Raw genomic sequence first — 15,947 nt, forward strand, 5'->3', positions numbered from 1 at the left:
CGCCGGCCGCCGGCCCGGCGGCGGCACGGCGTTCCGCGCGCCGGGGGCCGAGACTCCCGGACCGGAGGTCGAACACCCCGTGACGATCAGGTGGCGGCAGGCGCAGAGCACGACCGTCCCTGGCCGGGTCATCCGATGCCTGACCGCCCTCGAAGGGGATGAAGTGCGAGGCCGCGGTGCCCACCGAGACGGTGCCGGCACCTCCTCCGAGGACAGGGCCCGGTCGCGTACGCGCGGCCCGCTGCGGCCGGCGCACCGCGGCGGGGTTGTGCCCACTCCGTGCTTCCGTGCGCCCGGGGGCGCGGCGACCCGGGAGCCACCGGCCGGCTCCGGATGTGTCAGCTTGTCCTGGTTCGCGCTCGACAGTGATCGCCGACGCGGTTGCCGACCGCATCCGGCGGGGGAGGCCCAGGATGTCGCGGTGGAAGGCTGTTCCGGCCGGGGCACCACGGGTTGGGGACGAGGCGTACCGTCATGCCCTGGACCGCTTCCTCGCCGGTACCGACGAGAAAACCGTCACCCACGCCTACCTCGACCGGGTGCTGGGCGCGCTTCCCGCGCGGCGGGTGTTCCTCGACGTCGGCCCGGCCGACGGCACCACGACGCGCCACCTCGGCAGGTTCTTCGAGAGCACCGTGTGCGTCGAACCGAGCGAACCCATGCGCCGGACGCTGAAGAGGACCTGCCCTGACGCGCGCGTCGTGGCGGAGCCCGTGCTGCGGGCCCGACCGGGCGTCCGCGCCGACCTGGCCCTGCTCTCCCATGTGCTGTACTACATCCCGCGCCCGCAGTGGACCGCGACGGTGCTGCGCATCATGGAGTGGGTCGCGCCGGGCGGCCTGCTCCTGGTTCTCCTGCAGAATCCCGACAACGCCTGTATGCGCATGGTCCGCCACTTCACCGGCAGCCGCTTCGACCTGCGGGAGCTGGTCGACGAACTCACCGCGGCCCCGGCCCACCTGGTCGGCGACACGAGCCTGGACACCGTGCCCGCCCGCTACCGCAGCGGCGACCTGGACGAGACCGTCGCGGCCGCCGGCTTCCACCTCGGTGTGCCGTCCAGCGGCTCCGCCGCCGCACCCCCGGCCGACGAGGCCGTGCGCGACTACGTCCTGCACCACTTCAGCGACGGCTCGGGCGGGTTCGAGATGTCCCACGAGCAGGACGTGCTGCACATCCGGCGCCCTTACTGACCGCGGTCTCCACCGCCTCGGCTGCGGCGCGAACCCCGTCTCCCGCGGGCTGCGCACGACGGGCCGCGACAACCCCGGCCGCCAGGTGCGGCTGACCTTCCCCGGACAGCCGCCGAAGGGTCGAACCGGGTCGCGGCGCGACCGCCGACTGCCGGATGTCGCGATGTCAAAGGCTTTACCGACATGTCAGGTGTACTGCATGGTGTCCTTTGTGCCTGTGGCCGAACCGTGGGGGGTGCCGGCCGGGTCGCGAAGATCCAGGGGGACGTGTGGACACACGCGGAGTCGAGAGCGCGGCGGTGCGGGGGCGCGGGGTGCTGGAGGGCGCCTTCGCCCTGCTGGAGACCCTGCGGTGGTACGCGGACGGCGCCGGGGTCACCGAACTGGCTCGGGCCTGCGGGGTCCCCAAGGGTACGGTGCACCGGCTGCTCGACCAGCTCGTCGCGGTCGGGGCCGTCGAGCGGTACGACGGACGCTACCGGGTCGGCCCCAAGCTCTACTGGCTCGGTCAGGCGTGGGAGCCGCACCCCGGTCTGCGGGCCGCGGCCCGGTTGCCGCTGCACCGGCTGCGGGCGGCGACCGGCGCCAGCGTGGTGCTGTCCGTGCTGCGCGAGGACCGGGCCATGACGGTCGCCTCGGTGCCCGGTGAGGCCGAGGGGATCGTCCAGGTGCGGGACGGGCTGTCGTTCGGCCTGGACACCGCGGCCGGCAAGGCGCTGCGCGGCCCGCTCCGCCCCGGGGCGGTCCTCGACCGGGAGGACGTGGTGGCCGGGGTGTGCTGCGCCGCGCTGCCCGTGCGGTCGCCGGACGGCAGGGCGGTGGCCTCCCTGGCCGGGATGGTCCCGGCCGGGCGCAGCCTCGAACCCCTCGTCCGCGCCGTGGCCGAGGCGGGGGCGGCCATCACACGCGCCCTGGCTGCGAGTGGTTCCGCCGCCGACGGCCGGCGCGGTGCCGTTCCGCTCAGCGGAACGCGCGTAGAACCGGGGCCGGCGCAACGGGCACAGTGGGTGACGTGCCGGGGGGAACGGCCGACCGGACCCGCCGAGAGGGCGGGGTCCGGCGCGAAGGTCACCTGAGCGGCGGATGAAGGGCGTGTGAGCACCGTCCGGACCGCCCGGCCGCACGCCGCCGCGCCGCGAGCGGCCGGCATCTGACGCATCGCCGCAGTCCGTGCTTCGACCGCGAGTCGCCCGGCTCGCGTGGCCCAGGCGCCTCGCCGGCGCCTGCGAACGGCCTGGGTGTGATGTGAAAGCTTCGTGATCATCCGATGTGCGTTCTGTGTATTTGAGTCTTCGGGTCCGCCGCCGGTGGGGGCGGGACCGGGGGATCGGGGGAGGGGCTGTGTCCGAGCTGCCGTCGTTGGACGTCGCCGCGTTACCGCTGGTGCTGGCAGGGCCGATCGTGCGGCGGGTGGATCAGGACAGCGCCACCGTGTGGCTGGCGCTGAAGGCGCCGCGCAAGGTGACGCTGGACGTGTACGAGGGCGCCACGGGGGCCGTACCGGCCGTGCCGACACTCACCGGCACCCGGGTCGCCGCCCGGCTGGGCGAGCACCTGTACGTCGTCGCCGTCACCGCCGGGACACCCTCGGGCGGCACCCTGCGCCCCGGGACCATCCACCGCTACGCGCTCCGCTTCGGCGCGGACGTCACCTCCCCCGCCACGCCCGTACCGGCCGGCGCACCCGGGCTGTTCAGCCCCGGGATCGTCGCCGCCGACGAGGCGAAGGCGCGGAGCGCGCTGCTCTACCAGAGCACCTCCGGAGCCCCCGCCCTGCCGTCCTTCGTCACCCCGCCGGACCACCCGGCCGAGCTGCGCCTGTTCCACGCCTCCTGCCGCAAGCCGCACGCCGAGGGCCACGACGCCCTGTCGATCCTCGACGAGGTCCTGGCCGCCGACGCCGGGTCCCCCGAACGACGCCCCCAGCAGCTCGTCCTGACGGGTGACCAGGTCTACGCCGACGATGTCGCCGACGGGCTCCTGCACATCTGCACCGCCTACGGCCGCGCCCTGCTCGGCCGCGACGAGACCTTCCCCACCGTGCACCCGGCCGCGCAGAAGTGGCAGTTCCGGCCCGGTTGGCGGCAGGACATGGTCGAGAAGGACTTCCGCCTCACCACCACCCACGGCCGCAGCCACCTGCTCCGCCTGTCGGAGTTCCTGGCCATGTACCTGCTGGCCTGGTCGCCGGCGCTGTGGCCCGCCGTGCCGCCGATCCGCTTCTTCACCGAGCTGTTCCCGAAGGAGGCCGCCGCGCTCGGCGACCCGGACCCCACCGAGTTCTTCGGCCTGCGCACCAAGCCGGAGTACAAGAAGGCGCACGAACGGCTCATGGAGTACGTCGCCGAGTGCGACCGGCTGGACGGCTTCCGCGGCACCCTCGGCATGGTCCGCCGGGCCCTGGCCAACACCGCGACCTACATGATGTTCGACGACCACGAGGTCACCGACGACTGGTACATCTCCAAGCGCTGGGTGCGCGAGGTCTGCGAGACCGTCCACGGGCGGCAGTTCCTGGGCAACGCCATGGCCTCGTACGCCGTCTGCCAGGGCTGGGGCAACACCCCCGAGCAGTTCGCCGACGGCCCCGCGGGCGAGCCCGGCCGTGAACTGCTCACCGCGCTCGCCGCACCCGACCACACCGCCGCGGGCCCGGCCGAGGTGATCGCCCGCCGCACCGGTGTGCCCAGCGGCGTCGACTCAGCCGGGCGGATCACGCGCGCCGGCGGCTCGCTGGCCTGGCACTACGCCATCACCTGGCCCGCCCACCAGCTCGTCGCCGTCGACACCCGCACCCAGCGCGTCTTCCGCGGCGGCCCCACCGACCCGCCCTCGCTGCTCTTCTCCGACGCCTCCTTCGCCGCCATGCTGGAGGCGCCCGCCGACCAGGGGCTGGAGAAGGTGACCGTGCTCCTCTCGCCGTGCCCGGTGCTCGGTGACCCGGTCATCGAGGAGTTCGCGCAGCCCGCCGTGCGCCGTCTCCAGGGCTACGCGGGCCAGCTCGACCAGGACGTCGAGGCCTGGGTCCACGACCCGCGCGCCTTCGAGAAGTTCATCGCCCGCGTCCTCGGCCACGCCGCGCCCGGCGCCGACGGGGTGCGCCGCCGCCGGGTGATCTCCCTCGGCGGTGACGTCCACTACGGCTTCGCCGCCCGCATGGCCTACCGCGCCACCACCCCGTACAGCTCACCCGCCGGGCACGTGCGCGGTGTCCTCGCCCAGTTGACGGCCAGCTCCCTGAAGAACCAGGCGACGGGCACCATGTTGCTGCACCACGCCGGCTTCAACCCGGTCCGCCACCCGCACACCCGCCGGGCGGGCTGGGCCAACACCGACGGCAAGCCCCTGTTCGTGCGCACCGACGGCCCCCTCGGCACCCCCGCCGGCCTGCTCGCGCTGCACGAGAGCCCGGCCGTGCTCGAACTGCCCGACGGCGACACCGTGCGCAGCCCCGCCCCCGAGTGGGAGTACGAACTCACCTACGTTCGCCACACCGACCCCGACGGCACCGCACCCCGGCCGGGCGGGCCCGCGCCGGTCTCCTTCCCGGCCACCGGAGACCGTCGCGCCGCCCTCGCCCAGTACGTCCAGGCCGCCGAGAACCACCTCGACTACATGGCCGTCACCGGCAGCGGCCGGGAGATCGTCGGCCGCAACAACATCGGCGAGGTGCAGTTCACCTGGGACGGCCAGGACGCCAAGTCCGTGACCCAGACGCTCTGGTGGCACCTGCCCGGCAACACCGGCGCCGCTCCTCTGACCCGGCTCGTCGTCCTCCTGGACGTCGGCCAGACCACCGGGCCCCCGCCCGCCGCCCTGCCCGACCTGTACGGCGGCAGGACCCTGCGCGAGGGCGACACCGACGCCTCCACCGGCGCCACCCACGTCAGCGACCTCCAGCGCGACCTGCTCGAACTGGGTTTCGGCCTGGCGGGTGCCCGCGACGGCACTTTCGGCCGCGATGTGCGCTGGGCGGTAAGGGAGTTGCAGTCGTACGCCAAGATGAGCCGCGTCGCCACGGTGGCCACCGCCGTGGTGCGCCTCGGCCAGCCGGTCACCGCCGACGCCACCACCCTCACCCTGACCGCGCCCGCCACCGGCACCCTGCCCGGCCTGCCGTTCAAGGCCCGTGTCGGCCACGAGAACGTCACCGTCACCGCCGTCTCCGGCACCACATGGACGGTGACCCGCGCCGCCGACGGCACCGGTGCCGCCGCCCACCCGGCGGGCGACGCGGTCACCGCGCTGCGCGACCACCGCTGGGCGTCCGCCCTGGCGAGCGTCGACGTGCCCGCGCCGCAGCGGTTCGCCGGACCGGTCAGCGGCGTCGTCGACACCGCCACCCGGCAGGTCATCGCCCGCTGGAAGGCCCACGGCCTGCGCTGTCCCGTCGTCATCGAGGCGTGGCGGCTGGGCACCGGCGGCGTCCCGCAGACCATCCCGGTCATCCCGGCCGCGGGCACCCGCCCCGCCCGGCTCGCCGACAACGTCTGGCGCTGGGACGAGACCACCAACAACGCCGTCACCTCCCCCCGGATGTACGCCCGGGACTTCTCCGGCCACTGGACCCGCCCCGCCGGCCGCCCGGCCGACGGCTGGGAGGCCGAGCGCAGGACCCCCATCGGCCAGCGCGTCCCGTACGACGACCCGCGCGCCGCAGCCGGTGACCCGGCCCGCCCCATGGCGGGACCGGTGGCCATGCCGGAGCGCGGCCACACCTGGGCCCCCGAGGCCGAGATGACCCCCGAGGCGCTCATCGGCACCCCGCTGCGCGACCTCGACGCCGACACCCTCGCCACGTACAAGGTGATCCGCGCCGTCGCCGAGGTGGAGGCACTGGGCTACTTCGACGCCGTCAACTGCTACGACCACGCCTTCGCCTCCCTGGGGCTGTGCCACTGGACGTTCGGCGCCCGGGTGTGGGTCCCGGCCAACCAGCCCGGCCGTCCCGACCGCGCCCTGTGGGAGGTGGAGAACGGCGAGCTGTGGGCCTTCCTCGCCTACCTGCGCAGCCGCGACGAGGCCGCGTTCCAGAAGGTCGCGGGCTTCTTCGGGGTCCAGCCCGACCGGACGTGGACCGGTAACGGCCAGGGCGGCGCGCCCTCGCCGTGGGTGGCGGGCCAGCGCAAGTACGCGGCCCGCGGCGTGCTCACCCGCCAGGACGGCACCACCGCCCCGCTGCACGGCTTCCCGGCGCCCGGCGCCGGCGTCACCCAGGTCTACGGCCAGTACGCCGAGCACGAGTACTTCAAGATCTGGCACTGGTTCTACCGGTTCGTGATGGCGGGCCGCACCGAGGACGGCTTCCGCCGCGCCATGTGGGACATGGCCCGGATGCGGCTGCGGGACGTGCGCTCCACGCCCTGGAACCACCCCACCGCCGCGAACCCCTTCCCGCTCCAGGCCGGCACCACCATCGGCGACGTCTTCCGCTCCGAGCGGACCGCCGCCCTCGTCCACCGCTGGCACGTCTTCGCCCCGGCGCAACTGCTGCGCGGCGGCCCGGTCGCGGCCTCCGCCAGGCTGCAGAACGTCGTGGCCGGCGCGGCCACCGCCTCCGGGCTGGCCTTCGGGCAGAACCCGGCCACCTGGACGGCCGCCCACGAGGCCGCCATGGCCGCCGCGATCCTGGCCGCGAACCCCTGCCCGACCGCGAGTACCAGCGTCACGACGGAGCCGCATCCGGCCAACCACGGCAACCACGCCGGCTACCTGGACCCCGGTCACACCCTGCGCATCGTCGACGCCTGGCCGACCTGGTCCGCCGGGAACAACCCCCGCCGCTACACGTTGCCGCTCGCCGACCTTCCCGCCGAGCAGCGCACCCTGCGCACCGCCCGCGACTTCGTGCTCGACACCGAAGGGCTGCCGACGTGACCGACATCCCCGCTCCCGCGGGAGCCGACGCCTCCGACATCCCCGAACCCCCCGGCCCCGACGACTCCGCCCCGCCCACCGACGGACAGAGCGCCCTCGTCGCCGAGATCCTCCACCTCATCAGCCCGCTCACCGAGGCCGTCGCCAACCCTCTCGCGCTCGCCCGGCTGCTCGCCCGGATCGGCTGGAACCCGGCCGCCGCGGGCCCCCGGGGCGCGGCCGAGGTCGCCGCGTGGCTGGAGACCGCCGCGGGCGCGGTCGGCGGGCTGGAGGAGCTGGTCGCGAACCCGCCGCAGGACCTGGAAGGCCTGGGCCTGCTGCTCAACGTGGTCGGCGACGCGATCCAGCTGGTACGTGAGGTCCCGCCCGCACTCGCGGCCTTCGACGCGGCGGCGTTCGCCGAGGACGTCGTCCACTTCCTCGTCACCGACTGGCTGCTCCGTCACCACCAGGTGCTGTACCACGTCCTCGTGCTGCTCGGCGTCCTCGTGCTGCCCGAGGAGGCCGGTCCGCAGCACCAGGTCGTCAACCAGGACGGCGCGCAGGTCCGTACGGACGTCCCGCGGGCCCGGCTGCGCCCCGAGCGCCTGGCCGAGCTGGTCACCGACCCGGTCGCCGCACTGCGCGCCGACTACCTGCCCGAGGGCCTGGCCGACGAGGCCTGCGCCGACGCGTTCGCCGCCACGCTGCTGCCCCGGCTCGGCGGACTGCTGCACGAGCTGGGCGTCAGCGTCATGGCGGGTCTCGGCGAGACGGCCGGTACCGGCCTGGACGAGGCGTCCGTCGCGCTCGGGCGCCGCATGCTCACCTTCGGCATCCCCGTCAGCGTCGCCCCCGGCGTCGGCGGCGAGATCGGCGCCACGGTCGGCATCTCCTCGCCGGAGGCGGGCGACCTCGGGGTGATCCTCGTACCGCGCGGTGAGGCGGCCGTCGACCAGCTCCTCGGCGGCGGCTGGGCGCTGCGCGCCGACCTGTCCGGCGCCGGGCCCGCCCTCGCCGTCGGCCCGCACGGCGTCACCTTCGCCACCGACACCGCGGGGCGCGTCGAGCTGGGCCTGCACCTGCGCAAGGGCGGGCAGCCCGACGGCCACGCCTTCGTACTGGGCAGCGCCACCGGGACCCGGCTGGAGATCGGCGAGTTCCGCGCCTGGGCCAGGGCACTCCTGGAGACACCGCGCGAAGGCGCCGACGCACACGACGACTTCGAGATCGGCATCGCCGCCGACAAGGCCGCCGTGGTCGTCGCGGGCGGCGACGGCGACGGCTTCCTCGCCCAAGTGCTGCCCGCCGAGGGACTGCGTACCGAGTTCGCCCTCGGCCTGCAGTGGTCCCGCCGCAGAGGCCTCGGCTTCAGCGGCTCCGCCGGGCTCGACGCCACCCTGCCCGTCAACGCCCGCCTCGGCCCGATCGAACTCCAGGCGGTCCACCTCCAGTTGGGGGCCGACGCCGCCAACGGTGAACTGAGCGCCACCGTCTCCGCCACCGCCCGCCTCAACCTCGGCCCCGTCCAGGCCACCGTGGAGCGGATCGGCCTCGAAGCGGGCCTGACCAGCTCCGACGGCAACCTCGGCCCGGTCGGACTCGGCGCCCGCTTCGCCCCGCCCAGAGGCGCCGCGCTCGCCGTCGACGCGGGGCCGGTCAAGGGCGGCGGCTACCTCTTCTTCGACCGCGACAGGCAGGAGTACGCGGGCGTCCTCGCCCTCCAGCTGGAGAGCATCGCCCTCAAGGCCGTAGGCCTGCTCACCACGAGGATGCCCGACGGCCGCGACGGCTTCTCCCTGCTCGTCCTGATCACCGCCGAGTTCACGCCGATCCAGCTCGGCCTCGGCTTCACGCTCTCCGGCGTCGGCGGCCTCATCGGCGTCAACCGCTCCGTCTCCGTCGACACCCTGCGCGCCGGCATCCGCACCCGCGCCCTGGGCTCCGTCCTCTTCCCGCGCGACCCGATCGCCCGCGCCCCCGAGATCGTCTCCACCCTGGGCGCCGTCTTCCCGCCCACCCCCGGCCGGCACGTCATCGGCCCCATGGCCCGCATCGGCTGGGGCACCCCCACCCTGCTCACCCTCGACCTCGGGCTCCTCCTCGAACTGCCCACCCCCGTACGGCTCGTCCTGCTCGGCCGACTGCGCATGGCGCTGCCGACCGAGGAGACCGCCGTCGTCGTGATCAACATGGACGTCCTCGGCGTCATCGACTTCGAGCGCGGCGAGGCCTCCGTCGACGCCACGCTCTACGACTCGCGGATCGCCGCGTTCGCCCTCACCGGCGACATGGCGATGCGCGCCCGCTGGAAAGGCCGGCCCGCCTTCGCCCTGTCGGCCGGCGGCTTCCACCCCCGCTTCCAGCGCCCCGAGGGCTTCCCCGAACTGCGCCGCCTCAACCTGGCGCTGCTCAACGGCGACAACCCCCGGGTGCGCCTGGAGTCGTACATCGCGCTCACCTCCAACACCGTCCAGTTCGGCGCGCGCCTGGAGCTGTACGCCGCCGCCCTCGGCTTCAGCGTCGAAGGACTGCTCGCCTTCGACGCCCTCGTCCACTTCGAGCCCTTCGGCTTCGAGGTCGACATCGCCGGGCACCTCGCCCTCAAGCGCGGCAGGCGCACCCTGATGGGCGTGGGCGTCGAGGTCTCCCTGTCCGGGCCCGCGCCCTGGCACGTGCGGGGCAGGGCCCGCTTCGAGATCCTCTTCCTCAGCGGCGAGATCAGCTTCGACCGCACCCTTGGCCGCGGCGCTCCCGCGGCCCTCCCGGCCGCCGTGGACGTCGCCGCCAAGGTCGAACAGGCCCTCGGCGACGCGCGCAACTGGACCGCGCAGCTCACCGGCGCCGGACGCACGGTCGTCACGCTGCGGGAGCTGCCGGGCGCCGAGGGGCAGTTGATCGTCCACCCGCTGGGCGGGCTGTCCTTCACCCAGCGGATCGCCCCGCTCGGCGTCACCCTGACCCGCTTCGGCACCGCGCCCGTCGACGGCGCCCGCCGGCTCGACCTGGAGCCGGACCTGACCGTCGAGGACGACGACCCGGAGACGGCCCCGGTGACCGTGCGCCTGACCCCCACCCGGGAGTACTTCGCCCCCGGGCAGTTCCTCGACCTGACCGACGACGAGAAGATCGCCGCCCCGGCCTTCGACCGGCTGATCGCGGGCGCCACCGCGGACGGCGCGACCGCCGTCGCCCGGGAACGCGCCGGCGTCTTCGCCTCCGCGGTCGCCTACGAGGAGATCGTCGAGGACGGCGGCCACCGCACGGCCGCCGACCCCGCCACGGCGTCTGCCGCCGCCACGAAGGCCGCTTCCACCGCCACGAGGGCCGCTTCCGCCGCCACCCGCCGCAGCGGACGGCAGCGCTTCACCACCGCCCCGCGCGACCTGGGCGTACACGACACCCGCTGGACCGTGCGGGGCGCCCAGGAGCCGCCGGCCGGCCTGCGGCGATCCGCCGCGCCCGCGACCCCGCACGCCCCCACCCGGACCGAGGCCGCCGAACTGCGCCGCGGCCTCGACGGCGAGGGGCTGCGCCTGATGCCGGAGACCGCCCCCGGAGGTGCCCGGTGAGGCACGCCCACCCCTGTCCGACAGCCCACCTCACCGCCGGAGGGACCCGTTGAGCGGCCTGACCTTCCTGTCCTGGGTCCGTGAGGGCCTCGCCGCCGCCGGGGGACCGGCCGACACCACGGCCGGAGCCATGCCCGCCCGTACGACGGTCACCCTGCGCCCCCGCCTGACCGGCCGCGAGGCCGTCGCCGTGACGGCACGGCTGCTCGGCCCCGGCGACGTCACCGGGCTGGACCCCGCCCAGGTGATCCGCAGCTTCCCCGCGGACGAGACCCCCGACGCGGAAGCGCACCTCTTCCCCGCCGTCGAGTTCGACCGGCCCGACCTGCCGTGGATGTTCACCCCGGCCGCCGCCACCGCCGAGGGCCGGCTGCGGCCCTGGCTCGTCCTCGTCGTCGTCGAGGCCGACCACGCCGAACTGCTCCCCGCCGCGGGCGGCCTGCCCCGGCTGCGCTGCCGCCGCGCCGAACTGCCCGACCTCGCCGAGTCCTGGGCCTGGGCGCACGCCCAGGTCGCCACCGACGACGGCGCGAGCCCCGCCGAGGTGGACCGCCTCCTCGCCGAGGCACCCGAGCGCACCCTGTCCCGGCTGCTGTGCCCGCGCAGGCTTCGCCCGCGCACCCGGTACCTCGCCGCCGTCGTCCCCGCCTTCGAGGCCGGGCGCCTCGCCGGACTCGGCCTGCCCGTCCCCGACGGAGACCTCCAGCCCGCCTGGCCCCGCGCGGACGAGCGCCCCGCGCAGACCGAGTGGCTGCTGCCGGTCTACCACCACTGGAGGTTCGCCACCGGCCTCGACGGCGACTTCGAGTCCCTCGTCCGCAACCTCACCCCCCGTGCCCTGCCCGGCGACGTCGGCACCCGCCCGCTGGACGTCGGCGCGGCCGGAGGCGGCCTGCCCGAGCTGACATCCGGCCACCCCGGCCGCACCGTCGACCTGGAGGGCGCCCTGCGCAGTGCGGGCACCGAGCCGCGCCCCTGGCACAAGGCGACCGCCGCCGCCTTCCGCGCGGCGTACAAGGACGTGCTCGACCCCGGCCCGGACGGCACCGACTTCACCCCGCCCCTGTACGGCGCCGCCCAGGCGGGCGTGCCCGGCGGGCTGCCCTCCCCGCAGGCCGGGCCCGCCTGGCTGCGCGACCTCAACCTCGATCCCCGGCACCGGGCCGCGGCCGCCCTCGGCGCGGAGGTGGTGCGCCGCAACCAGGAGGACCTGGTGGCCGCCGCCTGGGACCAGGCGGCCGAGCTGCGCCGCATCAACGAGGTCCTGCGTCAGGGCCAGTTGGCCCGCACCGTCGCCGACAGCCTGCACCGCCGGCTGCCGGAGGCGGACGCGGCGGGCGGCGACCGGCTCGCCGCCCGCGTGCTGCAGATGACCTCCGCCGTCTGGGACGACGCCACCGTCGCGGGCCGGACCGCGGCCGACGAGCTGGCGCGGAACAAGGAGGCCAGCGCCGCCCTGGACCCCGCCTTCCGCCGGCTCCTGCGGCCCGGCGGGCCCCTCGCCCGCCGCGCGGCGCGCCCCGGCACGGCACCCGCGTCCGCCGACACGGCCGCGACCGCGCTCGCCGCGTCCCTGGCCCGCCGCACCGAGCGGGCGGTGCCGCCGCTGGCCACACCGGCGGGGCTGGCCGGGGTGGACGACCTCAACGGCCGGGAGAGCTTCGAGGCGCTGACGCCCGACCGGCTGACCACCCGCTGGTGGGAGACCGACCCCACCGAGCCGCGCGAGGGCGTCGCCCCGGCCGTCCCGGCCGTCCGCTGGGTGGGCGCCGCCATGCCCAACCGGGTGTTCGTGGTCACCGACGACGGCCGTCTGATGTCCCGCGTCACCCAGCAGAACGTGCCCGGCTGGGTCGACCACGGCCACCCGCCCGGCACCGTCTGCGCCTCGCCGCCCTCCGCCGTACGCGACCTCCACGTCTTCGTGGTCGGCGCCAACGGGCAGCTCTACCAGTCGCGCTGGGACGGCGACCAGTGGACGTGGCTGAACCACGGCACGCCGACCAACGGCCGTCCGCTGCTGACCGGCGAGGGCCGGCTGACCACCGCCGTGCGCCGCCTTCCGCCCAGCGGCCCCGGCAACACCAACTACCTGCACCAGGCCGCCTACGTGCCGGACGACTGGGGCAACCTGTGGGAGCTGCGCGGCAGGGACGGCTCCTGGTGGTGGACCTCCCTCGGCATGCCGGGCGGATTCTGGATCACCGGTGTGCGGGCCCTGGACGACTGGGAGCTGCTGCTGGTCAACCGGGTCGGCAAGCTGATCCGGCTCACCGACACCGGCAGCGGCTGGACCCCGCGCGACCTCGGCGGTCCCCAGGCCGGGTTCAGCCCGCAGCGCGGGGTGCCCGTCCGTGACTCCGGTGGCCAGTACTGGGGCGTCGACGCCGACGGCGCCCTGTTCGCCACCTGGTTCTTCGGCTCCATCGTCTTCTGGCTGGCCGTCAACGGCGCCCCGCCCATGTCCCGGGTCATCGGACGCGGGCACGACGGTCAGGCCCTGCTGTCGACCGCCGCGTCGCAGGTGCTGGTCATGCCCGGTCCGGTCGCCCAGCCCGGCGGCGGACGCGCCCCCGCGGGCCCGGACCAGGGCATGCAGGGCGCCGCGTACGGCTCCCTGCTCCACACCGTCGCCGACGGACGACTGCTGGTGACGGACCGGGGCGGCGACAACGTCTGGTACGCCCTGGGACGACCGGAGTTCGGCGGCAAGGGCGACCCGGCCGCGCCCCCGCCGCGCGACATCCGCTGGCGCCCGCGGCTGGGCTTCCTGTCGAACCTGCTCGTCGGCCACGTCGACGCCCCGGCCGGGGCCAACGTCCCGTACCTCCGGCTCGGCCGCGCCACCGACTTCGACGGCGGCGTGCGCGGCGGCTGGCAGCTGAAGCCCGGGATGACCGGGCGGATGTCCGCAGAGAACACCCAGGGCTTCGGCATCGCCACCGCCGACCTGGACGGCTCGGGCCGCCCGGACGCCGTCGTCTTCTGGATCGAGGAGTACGACAACAACGGCCACTACGGGAACTTCGGCCGCTACCTGATCGGCCGCGAGCTCGACGCCGACGCGAGCGCCTCCTCCTGGATCGGTCCGGTGGCCATGCCCACCCCCATGTCGACCCCCTGGACCTCCAGCGGCGGACTGGGCGCGGTGGTGAACGTGCAGGCCGGGAGCTGCACCCTGGCCGACCTCGACGGGGACGGGAACCAGGAGCTGATCGTCGCCTACCTCGGCGGGCTGGCCGGCAACCGGCGCCTGTTCGTGCGGATCGGCTGGAACATCTCGCCCGGCAACGGCGTCGCCCGCGGCGGCTGGTCCGACTCGGTGGAAGTCCCCTGGCCCGGGCGGCCCTCCGACTCCGCCGCCGCCGTGTACGCCATGGACGTGGCCGTCGCCGACCTCAACGGCGACCTGCGGCCGGAGCTGGTGGTGATGCTGATGGAGCAGACCGCCGACGGAGTGCGCGGCTCCTACCGCATCGGCTGGAACATCAACGCCCGGGGCCGCGTCACCGGTGGCTGGAGCTCCACCCTGGGCATCCCGGGCGTCTTCCCCAGGGTCGCCGGTGCGGGCCTGGCCGTCGCCGACTTCAGCGGCACCGAGAAAACCGACCTCGCCGTCCTCGTTCTGGAGGACGGCCCGACCGCCAACTGGGCCACGTACCGCATCGGCTGGGACGTCGAGGCCACCGGAGCACCCCGCTCCTGGTCCGAGCCGATGCCCGCGGACTCCGGCGCCTGGTACGGCTGGACCAACCAGGGCGCCGGGATCGCCCTCGCCGACCTGCCCGGCACCGTCGCCGACCGCCGCCGCACCATCACCGCCACCTTCCGCGATGCCGCCAGGGCCCACCAGAAGGCTCTGCTGGCCGCCCAGGGCCGCGCCCGCCAGGAGACCGAACCTCCGGTGCCCCTGGCGCCGCTGGCCGACGCCGTGCGCGACGCCACCGACCCCGAGACGGCGGTCACGGCACGGGTCACCGCCCGCGTGGACGGCGCCGACCTGGCCGGCTCCGGGCTGCCGGACCCGCTGGGCCCGCTGCTCGCGCCGCCCTCCTTCGCCCAGCCGATGGCCGAACTCCTCACCGAGCTGGGCGGCGACCACCTGCTGCCCGGCGTGCGGAACGTCCCGCCGGACACCGTCACCCTGCTGCGCGCCAACGGGAGGTTCATCGAGTCCTTCCTCGCCGGGGCCAACCACGAACTGGGCCGCGAACTGCTGTGGCGGGAGTACCCCACCGACCGCAGGGCGACCGCGTTCCGCCACTTCTGGGACGCGCGCGGCACCGTGGCACCCGGCCAGGAACCGCCGGACGTTCCGCCGATGCGGGACTGGGGCCGTACCCGCCGTCTCGGCGAGACCGCCCGCCGCCCGGCCGGCGGCGACGACGCGGTCGTGCTCCTGGTGCGCGGCGAGGTCGTACGCCGCTTCCCCTCGCTCGGCCTGCACGCCCGCCGCGCGCTGCCGCCCGCCGTCCCCGACGGCCCGCGCAGGCTGGGGGAGGAGCGCCTGGACCCGGTGTTCTCCGGGGAGATCGGTGCCGACGCGCTGTTCGTCGGCTTCCCGCTCACCGTCGCCGAAGCGCTCGGCCGGGACGGCACCCACCCCGGCTGGTTCTTCGTCTTCGAGGAGCACCCCACCGCGCCCGCCTTCGGCCTCGACAACCCGCCGAAGGACGCGGTCCACGGGCCCGGCCCCTTCACCTGGCGGGACGTCACCTGGGCCGCCGCGGCCCACTCGGCCGCGGAACTGGACGCGCTGGTCCACCTGACCACCCGCCCGGCCTTCGGCGCCGACCCCCGCCCGCTGAACCCGGATCCGGACGCACCCCGGTTGTCCTGGGCGCACAACTCCGCGACGCTCGCGCACATCACGCTCCAGCGGCCCGTCCGGGTCGCCCACCACGCCTCCGCCCTGCTGCCGCTGCCCGGCCCGGGGCTGCGCGTCACCCATGTGCGCAAGCGGGTGCCCGGCAGCGACCGGGTGTTCGTGCGTGAGATCGCCGGCCGGTACCCGGACGGCGGCTGGTGGCGGATGTCGCGCGCCGAAGCGCTCAGCGCGCTCGACGGCCGCCAGGCCCTGTACGTGGAGGCCCCCGACGGCCACCGGGTGGGCGTCACCGCCGTCTCCGACGGCGACGGCGGCCGCTGCCTGCGGGCCGCGCCCGACGCCGACACCGGCGACAACCTGCTCTCCCTGCCGAAGATCCCGGACGAGGCGTACCGGGTCGAACCGGCCCACCCGAGCAACGGGTGAGCCGGTGAACGCCCCGCCCCGGCGCGTCGCCGCGCGCCCCGCCACCCGCCGCCCTCTGCCCGTACGCCACCT

5 protein-coding genes are annotated in these 15,947 nt (G+C 75.4%); all 5 read left to right on the forward strand.

Going from position 1 to position 15,947, the window contains the following annotated elements:
* Positions 1-413: 413 nt before the first annotated feature.
* Complete coding sequence (locus QPK52_RS25935) at positions 414-1,193, forward strand: methyltransferase domain-containing protein (protein ID WP_410539924.1); 780 nt, start codon at positions 414-416, stop codon at positions 1,191-1,193.
* A 269-nt stretch (positions 1,194-1,462) separates the two neighbouring features.
* Complete coding sequence (locus QPK52_RS25940; protein ID WP_410539926.1) at positions 1,463-2,269, forward strand: IclR family transcriptional regulator; 807 nt, start codon at positions 1,463-1,465, stop codon at positions 2,267-2,269.
* Positions 2,270-2,534: 265 nt separating this feature from the next.
* Entirely contained in the window at positions 2,535-7,070 is a 4,536-nt protein-coding gene (locus tag QPK52_RS25945) for a peptidoglycan-binding protein (RefSeq protein ID WP_410539928.1), read from the forward strand.
* Positions 7,067-10,621 carry a DUF6603 domain-containing protein gene (locus tag QPK52_RS25950; protein WP_410539929.1) on the forward strand — a complete coding sequence of 1,185 codons (3,555 nt, stop codon included), beginning with the start codon at positions 7,067-7,069 and terminating at the stop codon, positions 10,619-10,621. Before QPK52_RS25945 ends, QPK52_RS25950 begins: the two co-directional genes overlap by 4 nt.
* Before the next feature lie 49 nt (positions 10,622-10,670).
* Positions 10,671-15,875 carry a hypothetical protein gene (locus QPK52_RS25955; RefSeq protein WP_410539930.1) on the forward strand — a complete coding sequence of 1,735 codons (5,205 nt, stop codon included), beginning with the start codon at positions 10,671-10,673 and terminating at the stop codon, positions 15,873-15,875.
* The last annotated feature ends 72 nt before the right edge of the window (positions 15,876-15,947 follow it).

The organism is Streptomyces sp. KL2, from assembly GCF_046529545.1.
Lineage (GTDB): Bacteria > Actinomycetota > Actinomycetes > Streptomycetales > Streptomycetaceae > Streptomyces > Streptomyces radiopugnans.

Coding starts and splice junctions, on each gene's coding strand:
- QPK52_RS25935 (WP_410539924.1), top strand. CDS start 414: ATGTCGCGGTGGAAGGCTGTTCCGGCCGGGGCACCACGGGTTGGGGAC.